Source organism: Pseudomonas sp. TUM22785, assembly GCF_028198105.1.
In the GTDB taxonomy this organism is placed as follows: Bacteria; Pseudomonadota; Gammaproteobacteria; order Pseudomonadales; family Pseudomonadaceae; genus Metapseudomonas; species Metapseudomonas solani.
In genome coordinates this window covers 6,387,825-6,399,193 of the sequence record NZ_CP116239.1, presented here as the reverse complement: position 1 = coordinate 6,399,193, position 11,369 = coordinate 6,387,825, and the positions used below count along the sequence as shown (strand labels likewise).

Genomic DNA, 11,369 nt, shown 5'->3' with positions numbered 1-11,369 from the left:
CCTCATTCGCTGGCGCAGAATTCGCTGATCATCCGCAGCCGGCGCTTGGGCTCGGCGACGAAGGGGTTGCGCTCGTCCCAGGCGTAGCCCGCGAGGATCGAGCAGATCATCCCGCGGATTTCCGGCGAGCCGCCGGCATGGAAGATCACATCCTGGAAGCTGCCTTCGTACCAGCCTTCGACATAGGCGCGGAAGGTGTCCACGCCCTTCTTCAGCGGGATGGAGAACTCGCTTTCCCAGTCCGGCGTCTCGCCGTTGAGCTGCCGGTCGAGCACGGCCGCGGCCATGCTCGCCGAACGCATGGCGATGGTCACGCCGGAGGAGAACACCGGGTCGAGGAACTCGGCGGCGTTACCCAGCAGGGCGAAGCCCGGGCCGTGCAGCGATTTGACGTTGGCCGAGTAACCGCCCAGGACGCGGGCCGGGGTGTCCCACACGGCATTGGCCAGCAGGCGGCGCAGGTTCGGCGTCTCGGCGATGAAGCCCTTGAGGCAGGCGTCCAGGTCCTCGGGGCGGCCCGCATAGTGGCTGGGCTCGCCCACCACGCCCAGGGAGCAGCGGCCGTTGCTGAAGGGGATCAGCCAGAACCAGATGTCGCGGTGCTCGGGGTGGATGCTGATGAGGATCTTCTCGCGGTCGAAGCCGGCATCGTCGATGCGGTCCTCGATGTGGGTGAACACCGCCTGGCGCACCGGGAAGCTGGAGGGCGCTTCCAGGTCCAGCAGGCGCGGCAGCACCCGGCCGTAGCCGCTGGCGTCGAGGACGAAGGCGGTCTCCACCTGGTACTCGCTGCCGTCGAGGCGGCGCACGGTGAGCAGCGGGCAATCACCCCCGAACTCGGCGGCGACTATCTCTTCCTCGTAGCGGATTTCCACGCCCTGCAGTGCGGCCTGGTCGGCCAGCAGCTTGTCGAAGTCGGCCCGCTGCACCTGGAAGACGGTGCCCTTGCCCGGGGTGAATTTGTCGCGGAAGTCGAAATCGGTGTAGCGCTCGCCCCAGGCGAAGGCCGCGCCATGCTTGATCTGGAAGCCGGCGGCCATGACCGCTTCGAGCATCCCCGCCTCCTCGATGAAGTCCAGGCAATGGGACAGCAGGCTCTCGCCGATGGAGAAGCGCGGGAAGCGCTGGCGCTCGAGGATCAGCACATCGTGGCCCTTGCGCTTGAGCAGGGCGGCGGCGATGGCGCCGGAAGGGCCTGCACCGATGACCACGACCTGACGCTGCTGGATTTCAATGGGCTTCATGGGGACTCCTTTCCGGGGCGGGGGCTGCGGGCGCGTGCGCTCTGCGCGTCAGGGCCGGCAACAGGGTGGCGATCAATCCCATCAGCATCAGCGCGAAGTACAGCTGCGCGCTGATGATGTGCTGCTGGAACAGAAGGTTGAGAAAAACGATTTCGGTGAGGCCGCGGGTGTTCAGCAGCACGGTTTCGCGCCACTTCACCGGGCTGGCCGCCAGGCGGCCCTCGGCCCAGGACAGGCCCAGCCAGTTGCCCGCCAGCTTGCTGACGATGGGCAGCACCAGCAGGGCGCCGAACTGCAGCCAGGAATAGTTCTGCCAGGCCGTGTGCCAGTCGATCTGCAGCAGGCCGAAGGCGAGGATCAGCGGCACCGCCAGCCACACCTGCACGGCGTGGAACACGCCGGCCGGCAGCGGCAGGCGGAAGGGCAGGCGCAGCGCCGCCATCACCAGCAGGTAGGCGATGCCGAACACCAGGGCGTTGAGTTTGAGCTGCTGCAGGGTCAGCAGCAGGGCGAAGAACGCCAGGCTGTAGACCAGCGGCGCCCGCACCCGCGCCAGGTACAGCGCCAGCGGCAGCAGCGCTGCCAGTAGCGGCCAGAGCAGGGTGGTGGGCGCGGCGCTGCCCTGGGCCAGGCCGAAGATGCTCCAGCACATCAGGTCCATCAGGATCGCCGCCTGCAGCAGACGACGGATGCTCGCCTCGTCGTAGCCCAGGTGGCGCAGGTAGAGGAACAGCACGGGGATCGCCGTCAGGGCGAACAGCAGCCCCACGGCGATGGCCGAGAGCAGGCCGTCGGCCGGCAGCAGCCAGAGGGCACAGCCCAGTCCGCAGAAGAACGGCAGGAAGAAGCTCGGCAGGGCGATCTTCACGCTGGAGGCCTGCAGGCGCAGGTCGATCACATCGCTGAGGATGTGCCCCAGCAGCAGGGTGAAGGCCACTCCGTAAAGCGACTGCAGCCAGGGCGCGGCGAGCACCTGGGCGTTGTCCAGGCCCACGGGCGCGCCCAGCCAGAGCATCACCAGCGGCAGGCCGAAACTGGCCAGCAGCAGCTGGCTGACGATGGGGATCAGGCCCAGCTTGCGGCCCCCCCAGGTGGCCAGGGCGAACAGCGCCAGCAGGCCGATCCAGAACAGCATGACGCTCACGCCGGCACCTCCTTGCCATGGGCTTGTGCGGCCTGTGCCCAGGGGGCGAGCAGGAAGCAGAAGAACAGGCCGAGGCTGATGGCCAGGCCGAAGTTGGCGATGGCCGGGGTCTGGCTGAGCAGCAGCAGGCCGAACGACAGCCAGCTGGTCATGCCCGACAGCAGGGTGCCCAGCAGGCTCACCGCCGCACCGCCCACCGCTTCGCGCATGAGGATGGCGTAGTCGACGCCGATGGCGGTGATCAGCAGCAGGCCGAACAGGCTGAACAGGGTCAGCGGCTGGCCCAGCCAGCCGAGGCAGGCCAGGGACGCCAGCGCCGCCAGCAGCGGCAGGGCGACGATGCGCAGCGAGCCGCCGAGGCCGAAGGGGATGCACAGCAGCACGAGAATGGCCGCGCAGGAAGCCAGCTTGAGCTCGGCGGCGCTGAACTGGGTGGCGGCGAACAGCTGGTTGAGCTCGCCGATGCGGTCGATCAGCTGCACACCGTCCAGGCCTCGCGCGGCATCGGCCATCAGCGCCGGGGAGGCCAGCCCTTGCAGGCTGACGATGCCGGCGGCGCGGCCCTGGTCGTCACTGCCGAGCCAGAGCGGGCGCCAGGCCTCGCCCAGAGGGCCGGCCAGGGCTGCATCCAGCGTTTGCGGGGCTTGGCTGCGCAGCCGGTTGACCTCGTTCTCCAGCACCTCGGCGGGGATGCCCAGGTCGAGCAGCGCTTGCCAGTGCTGCGGCAGCCGCGCAAGCGCGTCGCGCAGAGCCTGCCGTTGCGCTTCGGGCGCGACCAACTGGCTGAGGGCGCGGTAGCCCTGCAGGTTGCCGTCGGCCACCGCCGCGTCGAGGCGCTCGGCCAGCGCGGCCTGGCGCTGGAGCATCTGCTCCTGGCTGTCGCCCCGCACCAGGAAGAACTGGCTGGTGGGTTGCAGGCCGGTGAGGCGGGCGATCTCGCGTGCTTCATCGAGCAGGCGCGGTTCGGCGCCGAGCCACTGGCGCAGGTCGTTCTGCGGCTGCACCTGCCACAGGCCGGCGGCGCAGAAGGCCAACAGGGCCAGCAGCCAGGGCAGGCTGCCGGTGCGCGCCAGCAGGCGCTCGCGGCAGGCCAGCAGGCGCTCGGCCAGGCGCAGGGGCGCGGTCGGCGGCGCCAGGCGCAGGTTGCCCAGCAGCGCCGGCAGCAGGCACACCGAGCAGAGGTAGGCGGTGACCAGGCCGGCGGCGGAGAACACCGCGATCTGGGTCAGCGCCGGGAAGGGGGTGAAGGCCAGGGCCAGGTAGCCGATCAGGTTGGTGCCCAGGCTCAGGCTGAGCCCCGGCAGGGTGTCGCGTACCGCCTGCCAGGCGCGCCAGGGCTGGCCGGTCCAGCTCTTGCTCAGGTAGTGCAGCGGGTAGTCGGCGGCGACGCCGGTGAGGCTGGCGCCGAGCACCAGGGTCAGCGCGTTGATCTCTCCGAACACCAGCACGCAGGCGCTGCAGCCCGCGCCCAGGGCCAGGCCCACCGGCAGCAGGCTGAGCAGGGTGCGCGGGCGGCGGAATACCACCAGCATCAGCAGCAGGGTGCCGAGGCTGGCGCCCCCGCCGATCAGGCTGATTTCACGGGCCGCCTTGGCCTGGCCGGCGGCGGCGTGGAGCAGGCCGCTGGCGGCGAGCAGGCGACCGCCATCGGCTTCGATGTCCTGGCGGGCGCCGGCCACTTCGCCGGCCAGCCAGGGCGGTGCCTGCATGTCGAAGGCGCCGTCTTTGGTGCGGGCACGCAGCAGCACCCAGGTGGTGCCGCCGTCCTGCACCTGCAGCGCGCCACTGGCCAGGTCCGTCTGCACCCGGCTGGCGGGCACCAGGGCCTTCTGCGCGAGGCCGGCGATGCCCAGCCAGTCGTCCTCGGCAGGCACCAGGGCGACGGCGGAGAAAGGGTCGAAGAGGCGTTCGGCGCGCTGGGCGATGAAGCGTTCGGGCGCCTGCTCCAGCAGCCGGCGGTCGGCACGGGGCAGCAGCGCCAGGCGGCTGTCCTGCAGTTGCTGGCGCAGGGCGGGCAGGTCGGCCTGCAGGCTCCATTGCACGCGCTCGAAGCGCGGTTCGCCTTGCCAGCGTTCGGCAATCTGCCGGGCCAGGGCCTGGGCGCGCCCGGCGTCGGTGTGGCCCACCAGCAGCAATACCTCGCGGTTCAGCGGTTCCTGCATGCGCTGCTCGGCGCGCTGCACCCAGGCGTCACCGGCGCCCTGGGGCAGCAGGGCAAGCATGTCGGCGGCCACCGGCGGGCCGTTGCGCCATTGCCAGGCGGCCAGCGCCAGCAGGGCCACCAGGCCCAGCAGGAACAGGCGCGGCAGCAGGCGTTCAGGGCGCAAGGTCACGTGCCTCCGCGGCATCGAGGGCATCGCCCGCTTCGCTCGCCGGCAGGCGCAGCACGGTGCTGTCGCCCTGGGTCTCCCGCAGTTCGATGCGTTCCACCAGGGCGCCGCCCTGGATCTGGATGGCGCTGAAGATCTGCTTGAGCAGCAGCGAATTCGGGGTCAGTTGCAGCTGCCAGTGGGCGGCGTCGCCGCTGAGCTGCAGCTGGAAGTCGCGGGCCAGGCCCTGGTGGTCGCCCTTGAGCACGGCGAGGAACAGGCGGCTCTGCTGGGCGGCGACGTCCTGGCCGGGCTGCGCCTGCCAGTGGCCGTCGACGCGGCGGGCGATGCCGGCGGCGCCGATGCGGTAGTCCTGCTGCAGCGGCTTCTCCAGCAGCCAGAGCAGCCCCTGCTCGCGGGAGAGCACGAAATGCCCTTCGCTGGTCAGCGGTCTGGGCAGGGCGCGCAGGTGTTTCTCCTGCACGAAGGGGCCGCGCACCACGGCGGGCTTGCCCAGTTGCGCGGCGAGCTGGTCGAGGTCGAAGGCCTGGGCGAGCGAGCCCGCCAGCAGGGCCGGCACCAGCAGCAAGGCGCGCAGCAGGCGGGCGGTCATGGCAGTGCCCGCTCCACGGCATCGACGAACACCTTGGGCGAAGCCAGCAGCATCTCGCGGGTGGCGATCTCCACCGCCACCTGCACGCTGCTGCCCCGGGTCAGGCGCTCGCCGGTGGCGGCGTCGGTGATCAGGTAGTTGATCTTCAGGCGGTTCTCCCACTCCACCAGATCGGCGCGCACGACGATGGTCTGGCCGAAGCGGGCGCCACGGATGTAGCGCAGCTGCAGGTCGATGATCGGCCAGGCATAGCCGGCGTCACGCATCTGCGAGTAGTTGTGGCCGAGCTTGTCGAGCAGGGCGCAGCGGGCGACTTCGAGGTACTTGACGTAGTGGCCGTGCCAGACCACTTCCATCATGTCGACGTCGAAGAAGGGCACGAGGACTTCCACCTCGGCCTGGATCACCCCGGCGCTACGCATAGAGCCTCCAGTGGCGGGCGCGGATGCGCTCCAGGCACAGGCGCAGCTCGCCTTCCAGGGCGCGGTCCTCGATCACCGGCGGGAAGTCCCCGGCCAGTTGCTGGTGCATGGCGGTCAGCGGCTCGGGCAGCGCGCGCGGATTCTCGCGCTGGCGCAGCCAGACGCCCTGGTTGGCGGCCAGCAGGGTGGCGGCGGCCACCTGTTCGGTGAGCTCCAGGCTGCGCAGGGCATCGCGGGCGGCGATGGTGCCCATGCTGACCTTGTCCTGGTTGTGGCATTCGGTGGAGCGCGAGAAGACGCTGGCCGGCATGGTGTTCTTCAGCGCCTCGGCGGTCCAGGCGCTGGCGCCGATCTGCACCGCCTTGAAGCCGTGGTTGATCATGGCCGTGGCCTGCGGCGCGCCGGAGAGGTTGCTCGGCAGGCCGTGGTTGTAGCGCACGTCCACCAGCAGGGCGAGCTGGCGGTCGAGCAGGTCGGCGACGTTGCCCACCAGGTTCTTCAGGCTGTCCATGGCGAAGGCGATGTGGCCGCCGTAGAAATGCCCGCCGTGGAGCACGCGCTCGGCCTCGGCATCGATCAGCGGGTTGTCGTTGGCGCTGTTCAGCTCGGTCTCGATGAACTGCCGCAGCAGGCCCAGGCTGTCGGCCAGCACGCCCAGCACATGGGGCGCGCAGCGCAGCGAGTAGCGGTCCTGCAGGCGGTGCAGCGGCGGCGTCGGCGCGTCGATAGCCAGGTCCTGGCGCAGCCAGGCGGCCACCTGCATCTGCCCCGGGTGCGGCTTGGCGGCGAACAGGCGCTCGTCGAAGTGCTCCGGGTTGCCTTCCAGTGCCACTACGTTGAGCGCGGTGATGCGGGTGGCCAGTTGCAGCAGGTAGTCGGCGCGGGCGTAGGCCAGGCAGGCCAGGGCGGTCATCACGGCGGTGCCGTTCATCAGCGCCAGGGCTTCCTTGGGGCGCAGCACCAGCGGCTGCCAGCCCAGTTCGGCGTGAACCTCGGCGGCGCTGCGGCGCTGGCCCTTGTAGAACACGTCACGCTGGCCGGAAAGGGTCGCGGCGACATAGGAAAGAGGGGTGAGGTCGCCGCTGGCGCCCACCGAGCCCTCTTCCGGGATCACCGGCAGCACGTCCTGGTCGATGAAGGCCTGGAGGCGCTCCAGCAGTTCGACGCGTACGCCGGAAACGCCATGGCACAGCGACTGCAGGCGCGCCGCCAGCACCGCGCGGGTGGCGGCCTCGTCCAGCACCTTGCCCAGGCCGCAGCCGTGGAAGGTGAACAGGTGGCGCGGCAGGGCTTCGACCTGCTCCAGCGGCACGGCCACCACGCAGGAGTCGCCATAGCCGGTGGTGACGCCGTAGATCACGCCTTCCTTGTCCAGCAGGGTGTCGAGGAAGCGCGCGCCCTTGGCGATGCGCTCGCGCCAGGCGGCGTCGCCCTGCAACAGGGAGGGGGCGCGGCGCTGGGACAGGGCCACGACCTGCTCGATGGTCAGCGGCAGTTCGCCGAAGACCACGGGTTCAGGCTGATGTGTCGTCATGTTCGTTCCAGAACGGGTAGAAGTTGAACCATTGCTCGGGCGCCTTCAGGCACAGCTCGCCGAGGCGCTGGGCATAGCGTTGGACCCAGCCTTCGATCACCGCGTCACGTTCGCCACGGCGCCACTGCACGGCGTCGGCGAAGGGTTCGAGGAACACCTTGTAGCGGCCGTCGATCTTCAGGCAGGTCATCAGGTTGAGCGGACACTTGAGCAGCCCGGCCAGCAGCCAGGGGCCCTGGGGGAAGGCGGCGGGGTGGCCGAGGAAATCGACCTGGGTGGTGCGCCCGCCGTGCAGCGGCACGCGGTCGCCGGCGATGGCCAGCCATTCACCGCGCTCCAGGCGTTCGCTCAATTGCAGCATGATCGCCGGGTCCAGCTCGCTGACCTGGATCAGCCGCAGGTGGCTCGCGCCGGCCTCACCCAGCAGGCGGTTGAAGCGCTCGGCGTGGCGGGTGTGCACCAGCACGTTCATCTGCACCTTCTCGCCCAGCTCGGCCAGGGCGCGGCACACCTCCAGGTTGCCCAGGTGGGCGCCGACCAGCAGTTGGCCGCGCCCGCCGCGCAGTTGCTGGCGCAGGCCGGTCGGGTCCACCAGCTCGATGCGTTCCAGGGGCAGCTTGCCGCGCCAGATGTCGAGCTTGTCCAGCAGGGCGTCGGCGAAGGCCATGAACTGGGCGAACACCGAACGGAGGGTCGGCGCCAGCTCCGGGCGACCGCTCCAGGCGGCGAGGTTGGCCTGGTAGCGGCGGGCGCTGCGCCGGGCCTTGGTGCCGAAGAGGAAGAAGTAGAACACGATGACGTAGAGCAGCGGGCTGAGCACGCGACGGCCCAGGTGACGCACCGCCAGGGCGGTGAACTTCATCAGCAGGAAGCTGCCGCGTTCGTCCTGGCGTGCCCAGTGCCCCTCGCTCATGGCCGGCACCTGCGCCAGAGGATCAGCGGGGCGCGCAGGAGCATGCCGAAGAACAGCTTGGCGTGCATCTTGGAGATCAGCGCGTTGTCGTGGAACAGGCGGAAGTGCGAGAGCCCGTCCAGTGGGTAGTGCACCTTGGTCGGCAGCCAGTGCATGGGCTGGTTGCGCCAGGCCAGGCGCACGAGGATCTCCGGGTCGAAGTCCATGCGCTTGCCCAGGCTCGCGGAATCGATCAGCGCCAGGGTCGGCGCCAGCGGGTAGACGCGGAAGCCGCACATGCCGTCGCGGATCGACAGCGACAGGCTGTTGATCCACACCCAGACGTGGGTCAGGTAGCGGGCATAGAGACGGCTCTTGGGCACGCTCTTGTCGTATTGCGGGTAGCCGCACACCAGCTCCGCGGGGCGGGACTCGGCGGCGGCGAGGAAGCGCTGCACGTCGTCGAGGTCGTGCTGGCCGTCGGCGTCCACCTGCAGCGCGTGGGAGAAGCCCAGGCGCCCGGCCTCGCGCAGCCCGGCCATCACCGCGCCGCCCTTGCCCTGGTTCACTGCCAGGCGCACCAGGTGGACATCGGGCTGGGCGGCCAGCGTGTCCATCACCCGTGCGCAGTCGGCGCTGGAGGCGTCGTCCACCAGCACGCAGGGCAGGCCGCGCTGGCGCAGGGCGTCCACCACCAGGGGCAGGGCGTGTTCGTGGTTGTAGACGGGGATCACCGCGCAGGGCTTAAACATGCGCGGCCACCAGCAGGATGCGCCCGGAGGAGCAGGCGGCCTCGCCATTGCGGAAGGCGAAGTAGAGCTTGCCCTTGTCGGCATCGAAGCGCAGGGACAGCTGCAGGCGATCACCGGGGCGTACCAGTTGCTGGAACTTCAGCACTTCCATGCCGGCGAAGCGTGGCGGCAGGTCCATGAGCTGGCGGGCCAGCTGCTGGGCCCAGTCGATCTGCACCACGCCAGGCAACACCGGGGTGCGCGGGAAGTGGCCGGAGAAGTGCGCCAGGTCCAGCGGCACCTCCAGCTCCAGCTGCCATTCGCCGTCGGCTTCGCGGCTGGCCAGCGGCTCCACCGTTTTCGGGCGCGGCGCCCTGACCAGGGTTTCCACCAGCGCCTGGGGCAGCTTGCCCTGGCTGCTCCAGGGCAGCTGGCGCAGCAGGCGCCAGCGGCGCGGCAGGGCGATGGCTTCGCAATGGCCGGCCAGGTGGCGGCGCAGGGTTTCGGTGACGGCGCGACGGCCCTGATTGCGCAGGGCGTGGATGCCCTCAGCACTCAGGGCCACGAGGGCGCCGAGGAAGGCGCGGCCTTCCTGCACCACGCCCAGGCGGGCCTCGGCCACCCAGGGGTGTTCGCCCAGGGCCTGTTCCAGCATGGGTAGGGAGATGCGTTTCTCTTCCAGCTTGACGATGCGGTCGAGCCGGCCGAGCAGTTCGAAGCGGCCGTCGGCGTCGATGCGCACGGCATCGGCCGTCTGCTCGCGGTGGCCGGCGGGCAGGTAGGGCGAGGCGAGGTTCAGCGCGCCTTCTTCGTCCCGGCCCAGTTCGACGCCGGCGAAGGGCTGCCACAGGGCGCCGCCCTGGCGCCAGGCGATGCCGCCGGTCTCGGAGCTGCCGTAGATTTCCGTGGGCCACTGGCCGAGGCGCTGCTGCAGCTCGGCAGCGGCGTCGGCGGGCAGGGCGCCCCCGGAGGAAAACACCCGGCGTACGCCACCCAGGGCGGGCCAGTCGAGGTTGTCGCCCATGCGCTTGAGCAGGGCGGGGCTGGCGACCCAGGCGAAGTCGCCGGCCTCCAGGCTGGCCTGCTGCATGTCTTCGGCGAAGGGCTGGGCCCGGCGCACGAAGGGGCGGCCGGCGCACAGGGGCCAGAGCACGCGGAACAGCAGGCCGTAGATGTGCTGGGCGGAGACGCTGGCCACCAGGGTGGCGCCAGCCAGATCGCCGCCCCAAAGCGCTTCCAGGGCTTCGACCTCGTTGGCCAGCTGGCGCAGGGTCTTGTCGATCAGCTTGGCTTCGCCGCTGGAGCCGGAGGTGCAGAGCACCAGGCGGCAGGCGTCCAGGTCCAGCGCGGCGGGGGCCAGGGGCTCGCCGTCGAGGCCATCGAGGTTGTCGAGCCAGAGGTCGCAGTGTTCGCCGAGGCGCTTGCGGGTCTGTGCCTGGGCGTCGGCTGGCAGCAGCACGTCGATGCCGGCGCGCCAGGCGGCCAGCAGGGCGGTGGCCAGCTCGGCGCCGTCTTCCAGATACAGGGCGACGCGCTGGATGCCTCGGGCCTGGAAGGCACCGGCCAGGCGCAGGGCGCGCTGGGCGAGGGTGGCCTGGTCCAGCGCCGGGGCGAGGGTGACCGGGCGGTGCGCGGCGGTGTGGAGTAGCAGGTCCTGGGGGGCGATCCAGTTCACGCGAACCTCCGCACACGCTGGCGCACCAGCCACTCGCCGGCGAACAGCAGGCCCATCAGCAGGTAGGCGATGAAGCCGGTGTAGAGGGTCCACCAGCTGAGCGGCGCCCAGAGGGTGAGGGCGGCGGCCATCAGGCCGTTGGCCAGGAAGAACAGTGCCCAGACGGCAGTGACGCGGCGGGTGTAGCGCACCGCCACCTCGGGCAGCTCGGGCTCGCGCAGGCGCGCCAGGCGTTCCACCAGCGGCATGCCATAGACCAGGCTGGCGCCGAACAGGCCCAGCAGCACGGCGCTCATCAGCACCGGGTACCAGCGCAGCAGGTCGGCCTGGTTGACCAGCCCCAGCAGCAGGCAGAAGCCCAGGGCGGCGATGGCCGTCCAGCGGTTGCCGGGGCGTTGCGCGGCGCTGAGGCTGCGGGCCAGCCAGAGGCCGCCCAGCAGCAGGGCGAACAGGCGCGGCGACAGGTGCTCCATGCCGTAGTACACGGCGAAGGGGTAGCCCAGCCCGGCCAGCACCAGCAGCAGCCCGATCAGGCGGCTCATGCGGGCTCGTTCACCAGGCGGTGCACGGCCTCGACCACGTCGCTGACGGTGCGCACGGCCTTGAAGTCCTCGGCGGCGATCTTGCGGCCGGTGTGGCGTTTGATGTGGTCGATCAGGTCGACGGCGTCGATGCTGTCGATCTCCAGGTCCTCGTAGAGGTTGGATTCCAGGCTGATCTGCGCCGGGTCCAGCTCGAAGAGTTCGACCAGGGCGTCGCGCAGGGTGGTGAAGATCTCGTCACGGGTTTGCATCGCGGTCTTTCC

11 protein-coding genes are annotated in these 11,369 nt (G+C 70.5%); all 11 read right to left on the bottom strand.

The annotated features are described in order from the left end of the window. Positions 1 to 2: 2 nt before the first annotated feature. The 11 genes from PI990_RS29065 to PI990_RS29015 are packed head-to-tail and all read right to left on the bottom strand — an operon-like array spanning position 3 to position 11,357. Positions 3 to 1,244 carry an NAD(P)/FAD-dependent oxidoreductase gene (locus PI990_RS29065; RefSeq protein WP_271659243.1) on the bottom strand — a complete coding sequence of 414 codons (1,242 nt, stop codon included), beginning with the start codon at positions 1,242 to 1,244 and terminating at the stop codon, positions 3 to 5. Next, positions 1,231 to 2,388, bottom strand: coding sequence for a sodium:proton antiporter (locus PI990_RS29060; protein ID WP_271659242.1), 1,158 nt, complete (start codon positions 2,386 to 2,388; stop codon positions 1,231 to 1,233). Before PI990_RS29060 ends, PI990_RS29065 begins: the two co-directional genes overlap by 14 nt. Further along, positions 2,385 to 4,715, bottom strand: coding sequence for an MMPL family transporter (locus PI990_RS29055; protein ID WP_271661371.1), 2,331 nt, complete (start codon positions 4,713 to 4,715; stop codon positions 2,385 to 2,387). Before PI990_RS29055 ends, PI990_RS29060 begins: the two co-directional genes overlap by 4 nt. Next, entirely contained in the window at positions 4,705 to 5,310 is a 606-nt protein-coding gene (locus tag PI990_RS29050; RefSeq protein ID WP_271659241.1) for an outer membrane lipoprotein carrier protein LolA, read from the bottom strand. The genes PI990_RS29055 and PI990_RS29050 overlap by 11 nt, the downstream gene beginning before the upstream one ends. Next, complete coding sequence (locus PI990_RS29045; RefSeq protein WP_184490606.1) at positions 5,307 to 5,732, bottom strand: acyl-CoA thioesterase; 426 nt, start codon at positions 5,730 to 5,732, stop codon at positions 5,307 to 5,309. The genes PI990_RS29050 and PI990_RS29045 overlap by 4 nt, the downstream gene beginning before the upstream one ends. Further along, positions 5,725 to 7,266, bottom strand: coding sequence for an HAL/PAL/TAL family ammonia-lyase (locus PI990_RS29040; RefSeq protein WP_031288416.1), 1,542 nt, complete (start codon positions 7,264 to 7,266; stop codon positions 5,725 to 5,727). Before PI990_RS29040 ends, PI990_RS29045 begins: the two co-directional genes overlap by 8 nt. Further along, positions 7,247 to 8,179: an LpxL/LpxP family acyltransferase gene (locus PI990_RS29035; protein WP_265169974.1), complete on the bottom strand. Its 933-nt coding sequence runs from the start codon at positions 8,177 to 8,179 to the stop codon at positions 7,247 to 7,249. Before PI990_RS29035 ends, PI990_RS29040 begins: the two co-directional genes overlap by 20 nt. Next, positions 8,176 to 8,910 carry a glycosyltransferase family 2 protein gene (locus PI990_RS29030; RefSeq protein ID WP_271659240.1) on the bottom strand — a complete coding sequence of 245 codons (735 nt, stop codon included), beginning with the start codon at positions 8,908 to 8,910 and terminating at the stop codon, positions 8,176 to 8,178. Before PI990_RS29030 ends, PI990_RS29035 begins: the two co-directional genes overlap by 4 nt. After that, entirely contained in the window at positions 8,903 to 10,564 is a 1,662-nt protein-coding gene (locus PI990_RS29025) for an acyl-CoA synthetase family protein (protein ID WP_271659239.1), read from the bottom strand. The genes PI990_RS29030 and PI990_RS29025 overlap by 8 nt, the downstream gene beginning before the upstream one ends. Continuing rightward, entirely contained in the window at positions 10,561 to 11,106 is a 546-nt protein-coding gene (locus PI990_RS29020; protein WP_271659238.1) for a hypothetical protein, read from the bottom strand. Before PI990_RS29020 ends, PI990_RS29025 begins: the two co-directional genes overlap by 4 nt. Next, the gene (locus PI990_RS29015; RefSeq protein ID WP_021219836.1) at positions 11,103 to 11,357 is read right to left on the bottom strand and encodes an acyl carrier protein; all 255 of its coding nucleotides are present in this window, start codon (positions 11,355 to 11,357) and stop codon (positions 11,103 to 11,105) included. Before PI990_RS29015 ends, PI990_RS29020 begins: the two co-directional genes overlap by 4 nt. Between the last annotated feature and the right edge of the window lie 12 nt (positions 11,358 to 11,369).

Bases quoted from the DNA above. Each gene is read 5' to 3' on its own strand.
- PI990_RS29065 (WP_271659243.1), bottom strand. From the start codon at position 1,244: ATGAAGCCCATTGAAATCCAGCAGCGTCAGGTCGTGGTCATCGGTGCA.
- PI990_RS29050 (WP_271659241.1), bottom strand. From the start codon at position 5,310: ATGACCGCCCGCCTGCTGCGCGCCTTGCTGCTGGTGCCGGCCCTGCTG.
- PI990_RS29045 (WP_184490606.1), bottom strand. From the start codon at position 5,732: ATGCGTAGCGCCGGGGTGATCCAGGCCGAGGTGGAAGTCCTCGTGCCC.
- PI990_RS29040 (WP_031288416.1), bottom strand. From the start codon at position 7,266: ATGACGACACATCAGCCTGAACCCGTGGTCTTCGGCGAACTGCCGCTG.
- PI990_RS29035 (WP_265169974.1), bottom strand. From the start codon at position 8,179: ATGAGCGAGGGGCACTGGGCACGCCAGGACGAACGCGGCAGCTTCCTG.
- PI990_RS29030 (WP_271659240.1), bottom strand. From the start codon at position 8,910: ATGTTTAAGCCCTGCGCGGTGATCCCCGTCTACAACCACGAACACGCC.
- PI990_RS29020 (WP_271659238.1), bottom strand. From the start codon at position 11,106: ATGAGCCGCCTGATCGGGCTGCTGCTGGTGCTGGCCGGGCTGGGCTAC.
- PI990_RS29015 (WP_021219836.1), bottom strand. From the start codon at position 11,357: ATGCAAACCCGTGACGAGATCTTCACCACCCTGCGCGACGCCCTGGTC.